The organism is Streptomyces roseoviridis (assembly GCF_039535235.1).
Classification (GTDB): domain Bacteria; phylum Actinomycetota; class Actinomycetes; order Streptomycetales; family Streptomycetaceae; genus Streptomyces; species Streptomyces roseoviridis.
Genome location: NZ_BAAAWU010000001.1, coordinates 1,861,630 through 1,882,256, shown reverse-complemented (window position 1 = coordinate 1,882,256; position 20,627 = coordinate 1,861,630). Strand labels below are relative to the sequence as shown.

The window sequence follows — 20,627 nt, the reverse complement described above, 5'->3', positions numbered from 1 at the left end:
CGCCCGGTTGCCCCACCCTTTCGTACCACCCATAGACTGAACGTCCAGCAGGTGGCTACACGCTCGAAAGGCGCTCTCGTGTCCATCGGCAACTCCCCCGAATCCCCCGAGGACGACCGGAACTTCCCGGCAGATGACCGGGATTCGATCGGTCGCGCCCTCCAGCAGGCCCGTGTCGCCGCCGGTCTCACCGTCGAAGAGGTCAGCGCCTCCACCCGGGTGCGCGTGCCGATCGTGCACGCCATCGAGGAGGACGACTTCTCGCGGTGCGGCGGCGACGTCTACGCCCGCGGGCACGTCCGCACGCTCGCGCGCGCCGTGGGGCTCGATCCGGCTCCGCTGATCGAGCAGTACGACGCCGAGCACGGCGGGCGGCCCTCGCCCACCCCGGCCGCCCCCCTCTTCGAGGCGGAACGCATCCGCCCCGAGCCCCGCCGCCCCAACTGGACCGCCGCCATGGTCGCGGCCATCGTGGCCGTCGTCGGCTTCGTCGGCTTCACCATGTTCAACGGCACCGACGGCCAGGCCGGACCGGGCGCGGTCGCGGAGGGGCCCGCCCCCGTCAAGACCACCGCCCCCGCCAAGCCCAAGCCCGTGAAGCCGGCCCCCAGGCCCTCCGAGAGCGCCATCGCGGCGGTCCCGCAGGACAAGGTCACGGTCAGGCTGACCGCCACCGACGACAAGAGCTGGATCTCGGCCAAGGCCCACGACGGCAAGCTGCTCTTCGACGGGCTGCTCCTCGCGGGCGAGTCCAAGACCTTCCAGGACGACGAGCGCATCGATCTCATCCTCGGCAACGCCGGTCCGATCGAGCTCTACGTCAACGGCAAGAAGATCGAGGACTCGTTCGAGCCCGGCCAGGTCGAGCGCCTGTCCTACACCAAGGGCGACCCCCAGGCCGGCTGACGTCCGGCCGCCTCATGGGCCGGACGACCGGATGTGACGACCGTCGCGCAGGTGAACCCTGCGCGACGGAGGTGCGTCCGGGACGAAGTAGTCTTGAGTCCATGCCCGAACGCCGTACCGTCGCCCTTGTCACTCTCGGCTGCGCCCGTAACGAGGTGGACTCGGAGGAGCTCGCAGGCCGCTTGGCAGCGGACGGCTGGGAGCTCGTCGAGAACGCCGAGGAAGCGGACGTCGCCGTCGTCAACACCTGCGGCTTCGTCGAAGCCGCCAAGAAGGACTCCGTCGACGCCCTCCTCGAAGCCAATGATCTGAAGGACCACGGCCGCACCCAGGCCGTCGTCGCCGTCGGCTGCATGGCCGAGCGCTACGGCAAGGAACTCGCCGACGCGCTGCCCGAGGCCGACGGCGTGCTCGGCTTCGACGACTACGCGGACATCTCCAACCGCCTCCAGACCATCCTCAGCGGCGGCAGCGTCGAGGCGCACGCGCCGCGCGACCGCCGCCAGCTGCTGCCGCTGTCTCCGGTGGAGCGGCAGAAGGCCGCGGCCGCCGTGGCCCTGCCCGGGCACGGCGACGGAGCCGCCCCCGCCGAGACCCCCGCGGACGAGCCCGCCGCCGACCTGACGGACCTCCCCGAGGGCCTCGCACCCGCCTCCGGGCCCCGCGCGCCGCTGCGCCGCCGCCTGGACAGCAGCCCCGTCGCCTCCGTGAAGCTGGCCTCCGGCTGCGACCGGCGCTGCACGTTCTGCGCCATCCCCTCCTTCCGCGGCTCCTTCGTCTCCCGCCGTCCCTCGGACGTGCTGAACGAGACGCGCTGGCTCGCCGAGCAGGGCGTGAAGGAGATCATGCTGGTCTCCGAGAACAACACCTCGTACGGCAAGGACCTCGGCGACATCCGCCTCCTGGAGAGCCTGCTGCCCGAGCTGGCGGCGGTCGACGGCATCGAGCGGGTCCGGGTCAGCTACCTGCAGCCCGCCGAGATGCGTCCCGGCCTGATCGACGTGCTCACCTCCACCGAGAAGGTCGCCCCCTACTTCGACCTGTCGTTCCAGCACAGCGCCCCGGACGTGCTGCGGGCCATGCGCCGCTTCGGCGACACCGACCGCTTCCTCGAGCTGCTGGAGACCATCCGCTCCAAGGCCCCGACCGCCGGCGCCCGCTCCAACTTCATCGTCGGCTTCCCCGGCGAGACCGAGGCGGACTTCGCCGAGCTGGAACGCTTCGTCACCCACGCCCGCCTCGACGCCATCGGCGTGTTCGGCTACTCCGACGAGGACGGCACCGAGGCCGCCACGTACGAGCACAAGCTGCCCCAGGACGTGGTCGACGAGCGCCTCGCCCACCTGTCCCGGCTCGCCGAGGAGCTCACCGCCCAGCGTGCGGAAGAGCGGATCGGCGAGACCCTGGAAGTACTGGTGGAGTCCTTCGACGAGGAGGAGGACGGCTGGATCGGCCGGGCCGCGCACCAGGCGCCCGAGACCGACGGCCAGGTGCTCCTGCCCGCGGACTCCGCCGAGGGCCTCGACCTGGCCCCGGGCCGTATGGTCAGGGCCGAGGTCGTCGCCACCGAGGGCGTCGACCTGGTGGCCGAGTGCCGCGCGAACCTGGGGATCGACCCCCAGGCCCCCGAGGCCGAGGAGGCGGGCAGATGACCGGAGTCCCGGCATCCGCGACGGGCGGGTCCGGAAGGCCGGCGCCGCGCGGAAAGCTGGGCGCGGCGGCCGTCAATCAGGCCAGCCTCTGGAACATCGCCAACATCCTGACCATGGTCCGGCTCGTGCTCGTGCCCGGCTTCGTGGTGCTGCTGCTCCAGGACGGCGGACACGACCCCGCGTGGCGTGCCTGGGCCTGGGCGGCGTTCGCCGTCGCCATGATCACGGACATCTTCGACGGGCACCTGGCGCGGGCGTACAACCTGGTCACCGACTTCGGGAAGATCGCCGACCCGATCGCCGACAAGGCGATCATGGCGGCCGGCCTGATCTGTCTGTCCGCCCTCGGCGACCTGCCCTGGTGGGTCACGGCGGTGATCCTCGCCCGGGAGCTCGGCATCACGCTGATGCGGTTCTGGGTGATCCGGCACGGGGTGATTCCGGCCAGTCGCGGCGGCAAGATGAAGACCCTCGCCCAGGGCACCGCGGTCGGCATGTACGTGCTGATGCTCACCGGTCCACTCGCCACCCTGCGCTTCTGGGTGATGGCGGTGGCCGTCGTGCTGACGGTCGTCACCGGTCTGGACTACGTGCGGCAGGCGGTCGTGCTGCGCCGTCGCGGGCTCGCACAGGAGCGGGCGGCCGCGGCGGCGGAAGCCGCCTCGCAGGCCGGTTCCGGGGCCGGTCCGGCCGGTTCGGGGGCTGGCGCACGATGAACGAAGCCGCCCGGGTGCTGGCGCTGCTCGCGGAGCGTGGTCACACGCTGGCCGTCGCGGAGTCCCTCACGGGCGGTCTGGTGGCCGCGGAGCTCACCGGGGTACCCGGTGCCTCGAAGTCCTTCCGCGGATCCGTCACGGCCTATGCGACGCCCCTCAAGCAGCTGCTGCTCGGCGTGGACGCGGCCCTTCTGGCGGAGCGCGGAGCGGTCGACCCGGACGTCGCGCTGCAGATGGCGGCCGGTGTGCGGGCCCGGCTCGGCGCCGACTGGGGGCTGGCGACGACCGGTGTCGCCGGGCCCGATCCGCAGGACGGGCAGCCCGTGGGCACCGTCTACGTGGCCGTCGCGGGGCCCTCGGGGCAGCCCGGCGGGGCCGCGGCGGCGGGGAAGGTGGCCGCGCTGCGGTTGAACGGCGATCGAGCGGAAATCCGTAGAGAGAGTGTACGGAGCGTGCTCGAATTGCTGCGTGAACTGCTCGCCGACGAACACTCGGAAAATGCGCGGGCACAGGATACGGAACAGAACGGGGGAGATTGATGTTTGCAGCCATGAGTGAACACGACATCGCTCCCCGCACGGCCGCGGCGCGAGGCGGTACGGTGGGGCGTGAAGGATGCGGCTACGCGGTCCGAGGAGGGAGCCACCGATGATTCTGCTCCGTCGCCTGTTGGGTGACGTGCTGCGTCGGCAGCGCCAGCGCCAGGGCCGTACTCTGCGCGAAGTCTCCTCCTCCGCCCGAGTCTCACTCGGCTATCTCTCCGAGGTGGAGCGGGGGCAGAAGGAGGCTTCCTCCGAACTGCTCTCCGCGATCTGCGACGCGCTGGACGTACGGATGTCCGAGCTCATGCGCGAAGTGAGCGACGAGCTGTCGCTGGCCGAACTTGCCGAATCGGCAAGGGCGAGCGAACCGGTGCCGGCGCCGGTACGGCCGATGCTCAATTCGGTGTCGGTGACGTCGGTGGCCGGTGTGCCCACCGAGCGGGTGACCATCAAGGCACCCGCGGAGGCCGTGGACGTCGTCGCCGCCTGAGAACGACACGGGGTGAAGCCCCGGTCGGTGCCCTGGTCAGGGTGCCGGCCGGGGCTTTCCTCATGCCCGGACGGGACTTCGGTCCCTCGCCCCGCCGGCCCTTGGTCCGGTAATCAGTTGATTACGTTTGAGATGCCGGATTCGGGTGATGCGTGACATCGTTGGGGGAACCGTACGACCGAAGTTGGAGAGTACGCATGACTGTCGTGAAGAGCTCCCTGTCCGATGCCGACCTGAAGACGGTCGGCAACGCCCTGCAGGGCGCGCTGGTCGACCTGGTCGACCTCGCCCTGGTGGCCAAGCAGGTCCACTGGAACGTGGTCGGCCCCCGTTTCCGGTCCGTCCACCTCCAGCTCGACGACGTGGTGGCCACGGCCCGGACGCACTCCGACACGGTGGCCGAACGCGCCTCGGCGATCGGCGTGAACCCGGACGGACGCGCGACCACGGTGGCGTCCGGGAGCGCGATCGGCTCCGTGCCGGAAGGCTGGATCAAGGACACCGACGCGGTACGGATCCTCGTCGACGCGCTGGGCGCGGTGGTGACGCGGATGCGCGAGCGGATCGGCGCGACCGAGGAGCCGGACCCCGTGACGCAGGACATCCTCATCGGGCTGACGGCCGACCTCGAGAAGCACGCCTGGATGTTCCAGGCGGAGAGCGCCTGACCGTGGCTGACGGCGTGGCGATATGCGTCCCGTGCGCCGGGGTTGCCACTTGTGCGCCCTCCCGCCGGGTGATCCTGCCGGTCTAGCGTCGACCGGAGGAGGCGGCCATGGTACGGCGACGGGTTCCGCTGGTGACGCTCATGCTGGTCGCGGCCGGACTGGCGGTCGGCGGGCTCTGGTGGTGGGCGGTGGCGCGCCTGCTGCTGGTGCCGGGGGAGACCGGACCGGTCGAGGGGGCGGTGGCCGCGGGCGGCTGGGGGCTGAGCCTGCTGCCGGTGCACGTGGCCGCCTCTTCGAGCCGGCGAGGCCGCGGCGGCCCGAGCCGGCCCGGACGCACTCCGGGCGGCGCGCCGCGGGCGGGGCTCTGGCGGTCGGTCACCAGGACGGCGTCACGCGGTGGTTGAGGCCACCGGCGGGGAGACGGCCTGACAGCCGGTCAATCGCTCGGCAGACAGTGGAGAGATCAGGGCGTTGAACCGCCCTGCGGGCCCTTCTGGCAGCCGGGACACCAGTACGTCACCCGGTCGCCGAGCTCCGCCTTGCGGATCGCCGTGCCGCAGCGCGCACAGGGGCGCCCACCACGACCGTAGACGTACAGACGTTCACCGGGACGGCGGCTCGTGGTCGTCCGCATGCCGGGACTGTCCTTGTTCGCCTCCAGGAGGCGGTGCGCCGTGGCGACCAGCCGCTCCGGGACGCCCGGCGCGAGCTCGCCCACCGGCAGCCAGGGCGTGACGGCGGCGAGAAAAGCCAGCTCCGACTTGTAGACATTGCCGATCCCGGCCAGGTTCCGCTGATCGAGCAGAGCCTCACCGAGCGTGCGCTCCGGATCCGCGCCCAGACGGCGCACGGCCTCCGCCGGGTCCCAGTCCGGCCCGAGCAGATCCGGCCCGAGATGGCCGACCACCTTGGCTTCCTCCGCCGTACGGATCAGCTCCAGGACCGGCAGACGGTAACCGTACGCGGTGAACTCCGCGTTCCCGAGGATCGCCCGGATCTGGTGCGCGGGCCCGCCGCGCGGGCGCTCACCGGTGGCGTACACCCGCCACGCCCCGTCCATCCGCAGGTGCGAGTGAAGGGTCAGCCCGCCCTCGATCCGGGTCAGGAGATGCTTGCCGCGCGGCGTGACGTCCAGGACCCGCCGCCCGGTCAGATCGGCGGTCGCGAACCGGGGCACCCGCAGATCCGACCGCGTCAGCACCCGCCCCGCGAGGGCCGAGTCGAGCCGGTGGGCCTCGTACCAGACGGTGTCACCTTCGGGCATGGAGCCATGATGCCGTGCGGGGGCGCGGCACGCTTCGAGCAGGGGCGGCGACGGGGTGGCGGGCGGCGAGCGGGTGGCGGGCGGCACGCGGGGTGGGAGGGCCGCCGGACCGGTGCCCCTCCCACCCCGCGCTCTCGTCGGGCGGGGCGGCACCGGGCCGGCGAACGGCAACCGGGGCGGCGCGCCGGGGCGCGCCCGGTCGTCACGCGCGCAGGCGCAGGCCGCGGGGGGTGGCGTGGAAACCGGCGGTCTCCAGGGCCCGGGCGAGGGGTGAGGTGAGGGCGGTCGCCCCGTTGAGGCGCTCCACCGTGACCGTGCCGAGCGAGCCCGCCGACGCCGCTGCCGCCAGGGCCTCCGCCGCCGCCCGCAACGCGGGGGACTCCGGGTCGTCCGGCCAGGACAGCAGCGTCTTTCCGCCCCGCTCCATGTAGAGCGTGAGCTCGCCGTCCACCAGGACGACCAGGGCACCCGCCTTGCGCCCCGGCTTGTGGCCCGCGCCCGACGGCGGCTCGGGCCAGGGCAGGGCGGCCCCGTACGCGTTCGCCGGGTCGGCCGCCGCGAGGACCACCGCCTGGGGACCCGCGCCCTCCTCGGCCCCCCGGTCCCGGGCGTTCGCCGCCGCGCGCAGCCGGTCCACGGCCCCGTCCATGGCGAACTGGGCCGCGCCGAGCCCCTCCACCACATAGCCCCGGCGGGCCTGGCCGCTGTCCTCGAAGGCGGACAGGATCCGGTACGTCGCCGAGAAGCCGCCCTCCACACCCTCGGCGGCGACCGCGCCCCGGGTGACCACCCCGTGCCGGTCCAGGAGCGTGCGGGCCAGGGCGTGCGCCCGGTGGGTGGGCTCCGGCTCCAGCGGGGGCAGCAGCGACCAGCGGCCGCTCACCGTGGGCGGCCCGGTGCGGGAGGCCGTGCGGGCGGCGGCGCTCAGCGTCCCGTACCGGCCGCGGGGGACCGTGCGGCGGGCGCGGTGCGCCGTGGAGCCGGCCGTGCGGCCCGAGCCCAGGAGGGCGCGCAGCGGGGCCAGCGTGTCGTTGGTGAGCCGGCCCGACCAGGCCAGGTCCCACAGCGCGTCCGCCAGCTGCGGATCCGTCGCGTCCGGGTGGGTCGTGGCCCGCACCTGGTCGGCGATCTGGCGGAAGAACAGCCCGTACCCCCCGGACAGGGTGGTCAGGACGGACTCGTGCAGCCCGGTGAGCTCCAGGGGGTGGGCCGGGGGCAGGAGCAGCGGCGCCGCGTCGGCCAGGTAGAGCGAGATCCAGCCGTCCTTGCCGGGCAGGGCCCCGGCGCCCGCCCAGACGACCTCGCCGGTCGTGGTCAGCTCGTCGAGGAGCGCGGGGGAGTAGTCCCGCACCCGCGAGGGCAGGACGAGCTTCTCCAGGGCCGAGGCCGGCACCGGCGCGCCCTGGAGCTGCTCGATCGCCCGCGCCAGACCGTCGATGCCGCGCACGCTGCTGCTCCCCAGGTGCTGCCACTGGGGCAGGAAGGTGGCGAGCGCGGCCGGCGGCACCGGCTCCAGCTCGTGGCGCAGGGCCGCGAGGGAGCGGCGGCGCAGCCGGCGCAGGACGGCGGCGTCGCACCACTCCTGGCCGATGCCGGACGGGTGGAACTCGCCCTGCACGACCCGCCCGGCACCGGCCAGCCGGTGCAGCGCCCCGTCCGTGACGGCCGCGCCCAGGCCGAAGCGGGCCGCGGCCTGGGCGGAGGTGAACGGGCCGTGGGTACGGGCGTAGCGGGCGAGGAGGTCGCCCAGCGGGTCCTTCACCGGCTCCGTGAACGCCTCCGGCACGCCCACCGGCAGCGCCGTGCCGAGCGCGTCCCGCAGGCGGCCCGCGTCCTCGATCGCCGCCCAGTGGTCCGCGCCCGCGATCCGCACCCGGATCGCCCGCCGGGCCCGGGCCAGTTCCTCCGCCCAGCCGGCCTCGGCGCCCCGCGCGGCCAGCTCCGCGCCGGTCAGCGGCCCGAGGACCCGCAGCACGTCGGCGACGCCCTCCACGTCCTTGATCCGCCGGTCCTCGGTGAGCCACTGCAGCTCCCGCTCCAGCTCGGTGAGGACGTCCGCGTCGAGCAGCTCCCGCAGCTCGGCCTGCCCGAGCAGTTCGGCCAGCAGCCGCGAGTCCAGGGACAGCGCCGCCGCCCGCCGCTCGGCGAGCGGTGAGTCGCCCTCGTACAGGAACTGGGCCACGTAACCGAAGAGCAGGGAGCGGGCGAACGGAGACGGCTCGGGAGTGGTGACCTCCACGAGCCGCACCCGGCGGGACTCGATGTCCCCCATCAGCTCCCGCAGGCCCGGCACGTCGAAGACGTCCTGGAGGCACTCGCGGACCGCCTCCAGGACGATCGGGAACGAACCGAACTCGCTCGCCACCTGGAGCAGCTGCGCGGCCCGCTGCCGCTGCTGCCACAGCGGGGTGCGCTTGCCCGGATTGCGCTTGGGCAGCAGCAGGGCGCGCGCCGCGCACTCCCTGAACCGGGAGGCGAACAGGGCGGAGCCGCCGACCTGGTCGGTGACGATCTGCTCGATCTCACCCCGGTCGAAGGCGACGTCGCCCGCGCCGATCGGCGCCTGATCGCTGTCGTACGTGGTGTCGGCGAACCGGCCCGGGTCCACGGGGTCGTGGTCGAGCAGGTCCAGGCCCATCAGGTCCGCGTCCGGCAGCCGCAGCACGATCCCGTCGTCGGCGTGCATGACCTGGGCGTCCATCCCGTACCGCTCGGCGAGCCGGGCGCCGAGCGCCAGCGCCCACGGGGCGTGGACCTGCGCGCCGAACGGGGAGTGGATGACCACCCGCCAGTCGCCGAGCTCGTCGCGGAACCGCTCCACCAGGATCGTCCGGTCGTCCGGCACGTGGCCGCAGGACTCGCGCTGCTCGGCGAGATACGCCACCACGTTCTCCGCCGCCCACGCGTCGAGCCCGGCGGCCAGCAGCCTGAGGCGGGCGTCGTCGGGCGCGAGGGCACCCACCTCCCGCAGGAACGCGCCCACCGCCCGGCCCAGTTCCAGCGGCCGCCCCAGCTGGTCGCCCTTCCAGAACGGCAACCGCCCCGGCACGCCCGGCGCGGGCGACACCAGCACCCGGTCACGGGTGATGTCCTCGATCCGCCAGGACGTCGTGCCCAGCGTGAAGACGTCGCCGACCCGCGACTCGTAGACCATCTCCTCGTCCAGCTCGCCGACCCGGCCGCCGCCCTTCTTCGGGTCCGAGCCCGCCAGGAACACCCCGAACAGGCCCCGGTCGGGGATCGTGCCGCCCGAGGTGACGGCGAGGCGCTGTGCGCCGGGCCGGCCCGTGACCGTCCCCGTGACCCGGTCCCACACCACGCGCGGGCGCAGCTCGGCGAAGGCGTCCGAGGGATAGCGTCCGGCCAGCATGTCCAGGACCGCCGTGAACGCCGACTCCGGGAGCGCCGCGAACGGGGCCGCCCGGCGGACCGTCGCGAGGAGGTCGTCCACCTGCCAGCTGTCCAGGGCGACCATCGCCACCAGCTGCTGGGCGAGCACGTCCAGCGGGTTCGCCGGCACCCGCAGCGACTCGATGGAGCCGCTGCGCATCCGCTCGGTGACCACCGCCGACTGCACCAGGTCGCCGCGGTACTTGGGGAAGACCACACCGGTGGAGACCGCCCCCACCTGGTGGCCCGCGCGGCCCACGCGCTGGAGCCCGGAGGCGACCGAAGGGGGCGACTCCACCTGCACGACCAGGTCCACCGCGCCCATGTCGATGCCCAGCTCCAGGCTGGACGTGGCCACCACGGCGGGCAGCCGGCCCGCCTTCAGGTCCTCCTCGACCTGGGCGCGCTGCTCCTTGGAGACCGAGCCGTGGTGCGCGCGGGCCAGCAGCGGCGGGGCACCCTGCGCGGCACCCGACTGGGCCATGATCTCGGCGGGCGGGGATCCCTCGGGCAGGGCCTCGCCGGTGGCCCGCTCGTACGCGATCTCGTTGAGCCGGTTGCACAGCCGCTCGGCGAGCCGGCGGGAGTTGGCGAAGACGATGGTCGAGCGGTGGGCCTGCACGAGGTCGGCGATCCGCTCCTCCACATGCGGCCAGATCGACGGCCTGTCGCCGCCCTCGGTGCCCGCCGAGGCGGGGGAGCCGCCCAGCTCGCCCATGTCCTCCACGGGCACGACCACGGAGAGGTCGAACTCCTTGCCCGACGGGGGCTGGACGATCTCCACCTTCCGCTGCGGAGAGAGGTAGCGGGCCACCTCCTCCACCGGCCGGACCGTCGCCGACAGGCCGATCCGGCGCGCCGGGCGGGGCAGCAGCTCGTCCAGCCGCTCCAGGGAGAGCGCCAGATGCGCGCCGCGCTTCGTCCCGGCGACGGCGTGCACCTCGTCGAGGATGACCGTCTCGACGCCCGCGAGGGCGTCGCGCGTGGCCGAGGTCAGCATCAGGAACAGCGACTCGGGCGTGGTGATCAGGATGTCCGGCGGCCGGGTCGCCAGCGCCCGGCGCTCGGCGGGCGGAGTGTCACCGGAGCGGATGCCGACCTTCACGTCCGGCTCGGGCAGTCCGAGCCGGACCGACTCCTGGCGGATGCCGGTCAGCGGGGAGCGCAGATTGCGCTCCACGTCGACGGCGAGCGCCTTCAGCGGAGACACGTACAGCACCCGGCAGCGCTTCCTGGCGTCGGCGGGCGGGGGCGTGGCCGCCAGCCGGTCGAGGGAGGCGAGGAAAGCGGCGAGCGTCTTGCCGGAACCGGTCGGCGCGACGACGAGCACGTCCGAGCCCGCGCCGATCGCCTGCCAGGCGCCCTCCTGCGCCGCGGTGGGCGCGGTGAAGGCCCCGGTGAACCAGCTGCGGGTGGCGGGGGAGAACGAGTCGAGTGCGGACCTGGCCATGCCCCCCATCGTGCACCCCGCCACTGACAACCGCCCGGACCTGGGGAAAGCGGCTCGTGGCGGCGCCGGGCCGTGGCGCACAATGAGGACATGGCAAGCGGCGGCGCGGAGGACGGACGCGCGGGCGGGACGGGCCCCGACCCGGCGCCCCGGGCCGAGGCCGCCGACGGGAGCCGGGCGGGCACAGCCCCAGCCCCGGGCGGACGGGCCGGCCAGGGCGGACCGGCGGGCCAGGGCGGACCGGCGGGCCGGGCCGGACGGGGCGGGGACGGGTGGCCGAGGGGGCACGCCGTCGCCGAGGGCGACCGGAGCGGAGCGCCGACCGAGCCCGATGCCCCGGGAGCCGGCGGAACCGCTCGCGCGTCCGCGCGCGGCCACGCGGCGGACGGCGACGGCCCCGGCGGGCCACGCGGTGAGCGGGCACGCTACTGGCGGTACCCCGACCTGCCCGGGGTGGATCTGCTGCACGCGCACTACATACGGAAGTCCTTCTCCCGGCACACCCACGAGAGCTTCGTCTTCGCCGCCATCACCGAGGGCGTCGAGGCCTTCCACTACGGAAGCGACCTCGTCCACGCGGGCCCGGGCCAAATCGCGCTGGTCAACCCCGACACCCCGCACACCGGGCACGCCGGGGTGCCCGAGGGATGGACCTACCGCACCATCTACCCCGACGCCGAGCTGATCCGCTCCATCGCCGCCGACACCATCGCGCTGCGCGGCGACATCGGCTTCACGGCCCCCGTCGTCGACGACCCGTACGCCGCCCAGCTCGTCATCGGCGTCCACCGCGCCGCCGAAGAGGGCAACGCGCTCGCCGCCGACAGCCTGCTGCGGCTGGTCACCGCGCGGATGCTGCGCAGCCACGGCGGCCGGGTACGGTCCCCGGCGCCCCTCGCGGCCGGGGCACGGGACGCGGCACGGGCGCGTGCCCTCCTGGAGGAGCGGATGGCCGACCCGCCGACCCTGGAACGGCTCGCGGCCGAGCTCGGCACCAGTCCCTTCGCGCTGCTGCGGGCCTTCCGCGCCGCGTACGGGATGCCGCCGCACACCTGGCTCACCGACGCCCGGGTGCGGCGGGCCCGCCGGCTCCTGGACGCGGGCACGCCCCCGGCGGAGGCCGCCGTCGCGGTCGGCTTCACCGACCAGCCCCACCTGAACCGGCACTTCACCCGCAGCGTGGGCGTGCCCCCGGGCGCCTACCAGCGGGCCAGGGCCGCAAGAACGTACAAGACCGGGCGCCGACCGTCCCCGTAACGTCCCCGACGTGGCACAACGGACAGCATCATCACCCTCAGTAAGAGGAGGCGGGCCGGCAGCGGAGCCCAAGAGCGACGGGGCCGTCGTGCGCGACGCCCTCGGCGTCGGCATCGCCGTCGGACTCTCCGGCTTCGCCTTCGGCGTGACCTCGGCCGGATCCGGCCTCACCCTGCTCCAGACCTGCGCGCTCAGCCTGCTGGTGTTCACCGGCGCCTCGCAGTTCGCCCTGGTCGGCGCCCTCGCGGCGGGCGGCAACCCGTTCACCGCCGCCGCCGGAGCCTTCTTCGTCGGCACCCGCAACGCCTTCTACGGCCTGCGGCTGTCCCAGCTGCTCGCGCTGCGCCCGCTCGTGCGGCCGCTCGCCGCGCAAGCGGTGATCGACGAGACGACGGCCGTCGCCCTCGCCCAGCCGGACCGCAGGACCGCGCGCATCGGCTTCACGGTCACCGGCCTGACCCTGTACGTGCTGTGGAACGTCACCACGCTGCTCGGCGCGCTCGGCGCCGAGGCCATCGGCGACACCAGCGCGTGGGGCCTGGACGCGGCCGGGCCTGCGGTCTTCCTCGCGCTGCTCGCGCCCATGCTGAGGAGCACCACGGAGCGCGCCACCGCCGCCCTCGCGGTCCTGCTCGGCCTCGGCCTGCTCCCCGTCCTGCCGGCCGGCGTTCCCGTCCTGGCCGCCGCGCTCGCCGCACCGGCGGTGCTGTGGTTCCACGGGCGCCGCCTCGGCAGCGGGCATCTCCGGGGCGGCCGCTCCGGAGAGGGCGAGGGCCGTTCCGGGCGCCCGGGGGAGGACGCCCGATGAACGTCTGGCTCGCCATCGCGCTCACCGCCGCCGGCTGCTACCTGGTGAAACTCCTCGGCCTGCTCGTCCCCGCCGACACCCTGGAACGCCCCCTCGTCCAGCGGCTCGCGGCCCTGGTCCCCGTCGCCCTGCTGGCCGCGCTCACGGCCCAGCAGACCTTCAGCGCCCAGGGCGCCCTCACCGTCGACGCCCGGGCCGCCGGACTCGCCGCCGCGGCCCTCGCGCTGGTCCTCAGGGCTCCGTTCCTCGTGGTCGTCGGCGCGGCCGTCCTCGTCACGGCGGGGGCCAGGGCCCTGGGCGGCTGAGCTCGTCCCGGGGCCCCGCCCTCCACCTGGAGCCGCCCGTCAGCCGCCAGCAAGCCGATCGTCAGCCGCCAGCAAGCCGATCGTCAGCCGATCGCCCGTCCGTGCGCGCGCAGCGTGCGCAGCGCCTCCACGGTGACGATCGGGCGGCTCTCCAGGGCCGATCCCGGCGCCCACCGCCGCCAGGTGACCGGCCAGCCGCCGTCCTCCGCCTGAGAGGCCGCGAGGTGGTCCAGGGACCGGGCCATCTCCTCGTCCGTGAACCAGCGGCGCGCCAGCGAGTCCGGCACGCGCGCGTAGTCGTGCGGATAGTGGAGCTCGCCCGGCGCGTACCCCTCCGCGACCGGGTAGTCCTCCGGCCGGTCCGGATCGAGCACGGCGAGCCCCTGCTCCCGCACCAGACGCCCCAGCCGGTCGCTCGCCGCCTGGGCGCGGGCGCGGTCGGGGACCCCGTCGAGGAACGCGACGGCGGCCTGGACCTCGTACGGATGGGACTTCTCCAGCGCCTCCACGGCCGCCCAGCAGAACTCGGTGGCCCGGAACAGCCAGGCGTGCCAGACCTGGTTGCGGTGCAGCAGACCGACCACCGGGCCGGTGGACAGCAGTGCGCTGGGCGGGTCGTCGACGACGGGCACGAACGGGGCCGCCGGATAGTCGCGTTGCGAGGGATGGACGGCGGGCAGCGCGCCGTCGTGGGTCGACACCTCCGTCAGATAGCGGCAGATCCGCTCGACCCGCAGGCCGCCGCAGCGGCCGATGGAGTCCAGGACCCGCAGCGCGTGCGCGGTGTGCAGCGGCTGGCTGACCGGTCCGCGCAGATCGGGTTCGAGGGCGTGGCCGTAGCCGCCGTCCTCGTTGAGGTACGCGGTGAGCGCCGCCTCGACGGGGTCCGCACCGCCGCGCAGGAAGTGGTACGCGAAGCGGCGCTGTTCCAGCACGCGGGCGGTCAGCCACACGAAGTGCTCGGCACGCGCGAGGGGTGACGCGGACGGATCGGGGGTTTCTGCAGGTTTTCCGGCCATGTTCCGACCGTAGGCGGGAAAGCGCGTCTGACAAGGTCTACGGCCCGGGCTGCACTCCTGAGGGCGGGATACTGGGGTCATGCGGTTGACGATTTTCTGGGAACGGATGTCGGAGCACTTCGGTGCGGCCTACGCCGAGACCTTCGCGCGGGACCATGTGATGACCGAGCTCGGCGGACGGACGGTGCACGAGGCGCTGGACGCGGGCTGGGAGGCCAAGGACGTGTGGCGGGCGGTCTGCGCGGCCGTCGGCGTACCGGCCGAGAAGCGATGACCTGACGGGTCCGGACGGGAATGTCCGGGCGGTGAGCGAGACTGGCGGGGTGGCCCCGATCGACGTGAACGACGACACCGATGGCAACGAGGACGACGACCGCCGGAGCACGCCGGTCTCCGGCACCGAGGGTCCCGGCGGTCCCTCTGGCCCCACTGGCCCTTCCGAACCCGCCGCACCGACGGTCCTCTCCCGTCCTTCCGGCCCCACTGGGCCTTCTGGCCCCACTGACCCTTCCGGACCCACTGGCCCTACTGGCCCTTCTGGACCCACTGGGCCTTCCGGACTCACGGGTCCCTCCGAGGCCGTCCCGCCGGCGGCCAGGATGCCGCGCTGGCTGCCCCGGGCCCTGGTGCTCGCCCTCGCCCTCTACGCCTGCTTCCAACTGGGCAGCTGGGCGTTCCACCAGCTCATCGGCCTCCTCGTCAACATCCTGCTCGCCTTCTTCCTGGCCCTCGCCATCGAGCCGGCCGTCGGCCGCATGGCGGCGCGCGGAATGCGCCGGGGGCTCGCCACCTTCATCGTCTTCTTCGCCGTCCTGGCCATCGGCGTCGGCTTCGTCGTGCTCCTCGGCTCGATGCTCGCCGGCCAGATCGTCGACATCTTCGAGAACTTCCCCAAGTACCTCGACTCGCTGATCAACTGGATCAACCAGCACTTCCACACCGAGCTGTCCCGGGTCGCGGTCCAGGACAGCGTGCTGCGCTCCGACTGGCTCCAGAAGTACGTGCAGAACAGCGCGGCCGGTGTCCTGGACGTCTCCGCCACCCTCCTCGGCGGCCTCTTCAAGCTCCTGACGATCTTCCTCTTCGCGTTCTACTTCGCCGCCGACGGGCCCCGGCTGCGCAGGGCGCTGTGCTCGGTGCTGCCCCCGAGCCGGCAGACCGAGGTGCTGCGCGCCTGGGAGATCGCCGTCGACAAGACCGGCGGCTACCTCTACTCGCGCGGCCTGATGGCGCTGATCTCCGGCGTGGCGCACTTCGTGCTCTTCGAGATCCTGGGCGTGCCCTACGCGCCCGCGCTCGCCGTCTGGGTCGGTCTGGTCTCGCAGTTCATCCCGACGATCGGCACGTATCTGGCCGGGGCCCTGCCGATGCTGATCGCCTTCACCGTGGACCCCTGGTACGCGCTGTGGGTGCTGTGCTTCGTGGTCGTCTACCAGCAGTTCGAGAACTACGTGCTGCAGCCGAAGCTGACCTCCAAGACCGTCGACATCCATCCGGCCGTGGCCTTCGGTTCCGTCATCGCCGGCACCGCGCTGCTCGGCGCGGTCGGTGCCCTGATCGCCATCCCCGCCGTCGCCACCCTGCAGGCGTTCCTCGGCGCCTATGTGAAGCGGTACGACGTGACGGACGACCCGCGCGTCCACGGCCACCGGCGGTACGGGGAGGCCGTCGTCGCCCGGCTCCAGAAGGCGCTGCACCACAAGAAGGAGAAGGAGCGGAAGCAGCGGCACGAGGCGGAGCGCCGGGCGCGGCGGCGCGACCAGGGGCAGGGCGAGGTCTAGGACCGGGCCGGGGCCGGGAAGGGCATGGACCAGTGCCAGGGCCAGGGCCAGGGGAAGGGACGGGCCTGACGGCGGGCCGGTGCCGGTGCCGGCGACCGTGGGACGGGTGAGGGACGGTCAGAGGTAGGACGGTCCGGTCACGCGGTGCCGGAAGGTGTGCCAGATCCACGCCTGGACGCCCACGAGCGGCACGGTGACCACGAGCAGGGCCGGCACGAGCAGCCCCAGGGTGCCCGGATCAGCGGTGTGGGAGCCGGGCGCGAGCGCCGCGCCCCCGGCGAGCGGCAGGCCGCCGAGCAGCACGGCGGTGAGGGCGAAGGAGTGCCAGGGCCGACGGGCCCGCCCCACGAGCCGGCGGGCGCGCTCGTACGGCAGCCCCGTCAGGCGCAGGGTGGCGAAGCCGAGGCCGTGCGCGGCGAAGAGCGCGGCCACCGCGAGCGCGGTGAGGACGGCGGTGGGCCCGGTGGCCGGTTCGTACGGTCGTCCGGTGAGGAGGGCCGCGAGCAGCCAGCCCGTCGCCAGGGCCAGGGTCCAGCTGCCGGTCGTCACGGCGCCGTCGCAGAGCGCGCGCCAGCGCGGCCCCGGCCCCCGTCCGCGCGTCCACAGCCCGACGTCGCGCACGATCCAGCCGGTGAGGAGCGGGAGGAGGACCGGGAGCTGGCCGGTCAGCAGGGTGCCTTCCAGCTCCGGGAAACAGCCGGCGAGCACGCCGGCGGTGGCGATCAGCCAGACCTCGTTGCCCAGGAAGAACGGCGCGAAGGAGGCGAGGACGAGCCGCCGTTCGCGGTCGGTGCGGCCGAGGTACGGGGTGAGCATGCCGGTGCCGATGTCCGCGCCGGCGAGGACGAACCAGCCGGTGGCGAAGAAGGCCAGCAGGGCGAGGGCGAGGGTGTCCACGGTCGGTCGGCTCCTCGTTCGGGTCGGTGGCGCCGAGGGGACGGCGGCGGGGGGTGGCGGCGCGCGGCGGTGGTGCGCGGCGGTGGTGCGCGGCGCGGTGAGTCAGTAGCGGGGGACGGGGAGGGCGGCGGCCGGATCGGGCGCGTCCGCGTCCGCGGTCCGGTCGTCGTGGCCGAGTCCGGCGTCGACCGGCCCCCGGCGGGCGTGCCGCGCGAGCAGCCAGGCGTTGAGCACGGCGAGGAGAACGAAGAGGGTGGTGAAGACGGCGAGCGAGAGCCGCATGGTGCCGGGGGAGAGGGCGGAGACCGCGTCCTCGGTCTTCAGCAGCCCGTAGACCACCCACGGCTGGCGGCCGGCCTCCCGGAAGACCCAGCCGCTGATCATCGCCAGGTACGGCAGCGGGACCGCCGCCATCAGAGCGAGGTGCCAGAGCCGGAAGCGGAAGACGGCCTTCTTGAAACAGGCGAGGATCACCCCGGCGAAGCTGAAGTACATCATCAGGGCGAAACAGATGAGCATGACCAGACCCGCCCCGCGCGTCCAGCCGATCGAGGGCACGTAGTCCCCCGGACCGAACCGGGCGACCATGTCCGCCTGGATCTGAGCGATCTCGGCGGTCTTCTGACTGAACACGGCCGACTTCATGGGCTGGAAGGTGCGCAGACTCGCGAACTGGATCCCGCCGAAGACCGCCGTCACCATCAGCGCGGGAAAGGACAGGAACACGCCCGTCCGCAGACCGCGCCCGAAGAACTCCCACTCGGGCGTGCGCCGGAAGAGGTGGTAGGCGCTCACCCCCGCGACGAAGAACCCCGCCGTGAGCAGGGCCCCGGCCACGATGTGCCCGAAGGCCGACAGGGCCGAGGGGTTGGTGAGCACGGCCACCGGGTCGTCGAGGACCAGCTTCCCGCCCTCGGTGCGATGCCCCACGGGGTGGTTGAGGAAGCCGTTGGAGACCAGGATCCAGTAGGCCGAGAGGTAGGCCGTGAAGGTGACGATCCAGATCGCCGCCAGGTGCGCCCAGCGGTTCAGCCGGTTCCAGCCGAAGATCCACAGCCCGAGGAACGTCGACTCGACGAAGAAGGCCACGATCGTCTCGACCGCGAGCGAGGCGCCGAAGACGTTCCCCGCGTAGTGGGTGAGGCCGCTCCAGCTCATGCCGAACTGGAACTCCATCACGATGCCGGTGACGATCCCGACCGCGTAGTTGATCACGTACAACTGGCCCCAGAACCGCACCTGGCGGGCGTCCAGCGGTGAGCCGGAGAGGGTCGCCCGGGTCTGGAGCACCGCGACGACGGTCGCGAGCCCCAGCGTGAGGGCGACGAAGAGGAAGTGGCCGCCCGCCGTGAGGGCGAACTGCAGCCGCGCGAGATCGAGGACGTCGGGATTCACGCCGCAAGCGTCGGCGTACGGCCGGGGGCGGGGCGTCGGCCCCCGGTGGACACCGGCCCTACCCCAGCGGTTGCGCCGGCCCCCGCCCGCGTACCCCGGAAGTTGCGCCCGGCCGGCCCCGCCCCCTAAGGGTCGGACGGCCGGTCAGCCCGGCCACTCGGACAGGCAGACAGGTAGGCAGGCAGGCAGGCAGGCAGGCCGGAGGGGGTCAGGCCAGCCAGCCCGGAGTGATCATCCCCGACTCGTACGCGAGGATCACCAACTGCGCCCGGTCCCGCACGTCCAGCTTGGTCATGATCCGGCTGACGTGGGTCTTGGCCGTGGCCGGCGACAGCACCAGCCGCTGGGCGATCTCGTCGTTGGACAGCCCCGCCCCCACCAGGCCCATCACCTCCCGCTCGCGCTCGGTGAGCGCGTTGAGCCGTGGGCTCGGATCCGGCCGCCGGACGGCCCGGCCGGCGAACTCGGCGATCAGCCGCCGGGTCACCGCCGGGGCGATCAGCGCGTCGCCGCGCGCCACGACCCGGATGCCGTGCAGCAGCTCCATCGGTTCGGTGTCCTTCACCAGGAAGCCGCTCGCGCCGGCGCGCAGCGCCCCGTAGACGTAGTCGTCGACGTCGAAGGTGGTGAGGATGACCACCCGCACGCCGTCGAGGCGGGCGTCCCCAGTGATGCGGCGGGTCGCCTCCAGGCCGTCGAGGACCGGCATCCGTACGTCCATCAGGACGACGTCCGGCCGCAGCTCGCGGGCGAGCGCCACCGCCCGCTCCCCGTCGGCCGCCTCGCCGACCACCTCGATGTCGTCCTCGTCGGCCAGGATCGAGCGGAAACCGGCCCGGACCAGGGTCTGATCGTCGGCGAGCACGACACGGATCATGCGGGATCTCCCTCGGAGGCAGGCGCAGCGGGGGCGGACGGGGCGGTGAACGGAAGCCGGGCGTCGACCCGGAAGCCGCCGGGAACGTTACGCGCCGTCAGCTCCCCGCCGAACGCACGGGCCCGCTCGGCCATGCCCCGGATGCCGCTGCCCGACGGTCCGTCCTCCGGCGCGCCCCCGCCGTCGTCCTCGATCCGCAGCCGCAGCTCGTCCGCACCCCACTCCAGCGCCACCAGCACGGAGCACGCGCGCGCGTGCCGGGTCACATTGGTCAGCGACTCCTGCACGATCCGGTACGCGGCGAGGTCGACCGGAGGCGGCAGCGGCACCGGCGTGCCGTCGACCCGGCTCCGGACGTCGAGACCGGTGCTCGCGGCCCGCTCCACCAGTTCGGGCAGGAGCGCCAGACCGGACGACGGGGCGGTCGGAGCGGCCTCGTCGGCCCGGCGCAGCACCCCGAGCGTGGCGCGCAGCTCCCGCAGCGCCTCCTTGCTCGTGTCCCGTACGGCCTGCAGCGCGTCCTGCGCCGTGGCGAGGGCGAGCTCGGGGGCGGGCTTCTTGCCGAGCCGGTGCAGCGCGGCGCCGGACTGGACGTTGATCAGCGAGATGCTGTGACCGAGGATGTCGTGCACTTCACGGGCGATCCGCAGCCGCTCCTCGGTGGCGCTCTGCCGGGCCCTGGCCTCCTGCTCCCGTTCCGCGGCGAGGGCGCGCTGCTCCACCTCGTACAGATAGGCGACCCGGTTGCGCTGCGCGCGGCCGACGGCGACCAGGCTGATCAGCCAGCCGGCCATCATCGCGAGCGAGGTGTCGTCGATCTGCCGGCGGCCCGGCCGGTGTCCGATCTCGCCGAGGCCGACCGCGAGGAGCGTCACGGCCGCCAGGGCGACGGCGGCGGCGAACCGGCCCTCGGCGGCGGTGGTGTACAGCGCGAGGGCGAAGGCGATCAGGAGCGGACCGTCCTGCGCGGACAGCGGGTAGTAGACGGCGCAGGCGAGGAGCGTCACCACGGCCACCGTCACCGGCTGCCGGCGGCGGAAGCACAGCGCCCCGCAGCCGGCCAGGATCAGCAGCCAGCCCAGTACGGTGCGGGAGACCGGTTCCTCGGCGTAGTGGGCCGAGACCAGGGTCCAGACCGTCACGACGAGCAGGACCAGCAGCGCCACACCGGGGTCGCGCACGCGGAGGGGGAGGGCCATGGCACGAAGGA

At 73.8% G+C, this 20,627-nt stretch carries 19 protein-coding genes; 12 read left to right on the top strand and 7 right to left on the bottom strand.

Translation table 11 applies throughout. The features are described 5' to 3' along the window. Positions 1-78: 78 nt before the first annotated feature. From ABD954_RS08440 to ABD954_RS08410, 7 genes are all read left to right on the top strand, one after another. Positions 79-906: a helix-turn-helix domain-containing protein gene (locus ABD954_RS08440; protein ID WP_345485196.1), complete on the top strand. Its 828-nt coding sequence runs from the start codon at positions 79-81 to the stop codon at positions 904-906. Positions 907-1,007: 101 nt separating this feature from the next. Then, the gene (gene rimO, locus ABD954_RS08435; RefSeq protein WP_345485195.1) at positions 1,008-2,558 is read left to right on the top strand and encodes a 30S ribosomal protein S12 methylthiotransferase RimO; all 1,551 of its coding nucleotides are present in this window, start codon (positions 1,008-1,010) and stop codon (positions 2,556-2,558) included. After that, positions 2,555-3,274 carry a CDP-diacylglycerol--glycerol-3-phosphate 3-phosphatidyltransferase gene (gene pgsA, locus ABD954_RS08430; protein WP_345485194.1) on the top strand — a complete coding sequence of 240 codons (720 nt, stop codon included), beginning with the start codon at positions 2,555-2,557 and terminating at the stop codon, positions 3,272-3,274. The genes rimO and pgsA overlap by 4 nt, the downstream gene beginning before the upstream one ends. Next, complete coding sequence (locus ABD954_RS08425) at positions 3,271-3,813, top strand: CinA family protein (protein ID WP_345485192.1); 543 nt, start codon at positions 3,271-3,273, stop codon at positions 3,811-3,813. The genes pgsA and ABD954_RS08425 overlap by 4 nt, the downstream gene beginning before the upstream one ends. A gap of 109 nt (positions 3,814-3,922) precedes the next feature. Continuing rightward, positions 3,923-4,306: a helix-turn-helix domain-containing protein gene (locus tag ABD954_RS08420; protein WP_345485190.1), complete on the top strand. Its 384-nt coding sequence runs from the start codon at positions 3,923-3,925 to the stop codon at positions 4,304-4,306. A 197-nt stretch (positions 4,307-4,503) separates the two neighbouring features. Further along, positions 4,504-4,974 carry a Dps family protein gene (locus ABD954_RS08415; protein WP_345485189.1) on the top strand — a complete coding sequence of 157 codons (471 nt, stop codon included), beginning with the start codon at positions 4,504-4,506 and terminating at the stop codon, positions 4,972-4,974. A gap of 107 nt (positions 4,975-5,081) precedes the next feature. Then, complete coding sequence (locus ABD954_RS08410; protein WP_345485188.1) at positions 5,082-5,378, top strand: hypothetical protein; 297 nt, start codon at positions 5,082-5,084, stop codon at positions 5,376-5,378. A gap of 59 nt (positions 5,379-5,437) precedes the next feature. Here ABD954_RS08410 and ABD954_RS08405 read toward each other — a convergent pair whose 3' ends face one another. Both ABD954_RS08405 and ABD954_RS08400 read right to left on the bottom strand, forming a co-directional pair. Then, on the bottom strand, positions 5,438-6,238 hold the full coding sequence (locus ABD954_RS08405; RefSeq protein WP_345485187.1) for an Fpg/Nei family DNA glycosylase: 801 nt from the start codon (positions 6,236-6,238) through the stop codon (positions 5,438-5,440). A gap of 202 nt (positions 6,239-6,440) precedes the next feature. Beyond that, positions 6,441-11,078 carry an ATP-dependent helicase gene (locus tag ABD954_RS08400; protein ID WP_345485185.1) on the bottom strand — a complete coding sequence of 1,546 codons (4,638 nt, stop codon included), beginning with the start codon at positions 11,076-11,078 and terminating at the stop codon, positions 6,441-6,443. Between the two features lie 453 nt (positions 11,079-11,531). On the opposite strand from ABD954_RS08400, the gene ABD954_RS08395 reads away from it, so the two are divergent. From ABD954_RS08395 to ABD954_RS08385, 3 genes are read left to right on the top strand one after another with little or no spacing between them, the layout of a single operon-like run. Further along, positions 11,532-12,335 carry an AraC family transcriptional regulator gene (locus ABD954_RS08395; protein ID WP_345485183.1) on the top strand — a complete coding sequence of 268 codons (804 nt, stop codon included), beginning with the start codon at positions 11,532-11,534 and terminating at the stop codon, positions 12,333-12,335. A gap of 10 nt (positions 12,336-12,345) precedes the next feature. Beyond that, positions 12,346-13,143 (top strand): AzlC family ABC transporter permease, encoded by a 798-nt coding sequence (locus ABD954_RS08390; protein WP_345485181.1) that lies wholly within the window; start codon positions 12,346-12,348, stop codon positions 13,141-13,143. Beyond that, the gene (locus ABD954_RS08385) at positions 13,140-13,448 is read left to right on the top strand and encodes an AzlD domain-containing protein (protein WP_345485180.1); all 309 of its coding nucleotides are present in this window, start codon (positions 13,140-13,142) and stop codon (positions 13,446-13,448) included. Before ABD954_RS08390 ends, ABD954_RS08385 begins: the two co-directional genes overlap by 4 nt. An 83-nt stretch (positions 13,449-13,531) precedes the next feature. Here the strand turns inward: ABD954_RS08385 and ABD954_RS08380 are convergent, their stop codons facing one another. Then, entirely contained in the window at positions 13,532-14,467 is a 936-nt protein-coding gene (locus ABD954_RS08380; protein WP_345485178.1) for a hypothetical protein, read from the bottom strand. Positions 14,468-14,546: 79 nt separating this feature from the next. Between ABD954_RS08380 and ABD954_RS08375 the strand changes: the two genes are divergently transcribed. Both ABD954_RS08375 and ABD954_RS08370 read left to right on the top strand, forming a co-directional pair. Further along, positions 14,547-14,741, top strand: coding sequence for a DUF3046 domain-containing protein (locus ABD954_RS08375; RefSeq protein ID WP_345485177.1), 195 nt, complete (start codon positions 14,547-14,549; stop codon positions 14,739-14,741). A 325-nt stretch (positions 14,742-15,066) separates the two neighbouring features. Continuing rightward, positions 15,067-16,248, top strand: a complete 1,182-nt coding sequence (locus ABD954_RS08370; RefSeq protein WP_345485176.1) for an AI-2E family transporter — start codon at positions 15,067-15,069, stop codon at positions 16,246-16,248. A gap of 117 nt (positions 16,249-16,365) precedes the next feature. Here the strand turns inward: ABD954_RS08370 and ABD954_RS08365 are convergent, their stop codons facing one another. The 4 genes from ABD954_RS08365 to ABD954_RS08350 form a co-directional block, all read right to left on the bottom strand. Then, positions 16,366-17,145, bottom strand: a complete 780-nt coding sequence (locus ABD954_RS08365) for a cytochrome d ubiquinol oxidase subunit II (protein WP_345485175.1) — start codon at positions 17,143-17,145, stop codon at positions 16,366-16,368. A gap of 102 nt (positions 17,146-17,247) precedes the next feature. Continuing rightward, positions 17,248-18,540, bottom strand: coding sequence for a cytochrome ubiquinol oxidase subunit I (locus ABD954_RS08360; protein WP_345485174.1), 1,293 nt, complete (start codon positions 18,538-18,540; stop codon positions 17,248-17,250). Positions 18,541-18,748: 208 nt separating this feature from the next. Beyond that, complete coding sequence (locus ABD954_RS08355) at positions 18,749-19,417, bottom strand: response regulator (RefSeq protein ID WP_345485173.1); 669 nt, start codon at positions 19,415-19,417, stop codon at positions 18,749-18,751. Further along, complete coding sequence (locus ABD954_RS08350; protein WP_345485172.1) at positions 19,414-20,616, bottom strand: sensor histidine kinase; 1,203 nt, start codon at positions 20,614-20,616, stop codon at positions 19,414-19,416. The genes ABD954_RS08355 and ABD954_RS08350 overlap by 4 nt, the downstream gene beginning before the upstream one ends. Positions 20,617-20,627: the final 11 nt, after the last annotated feature.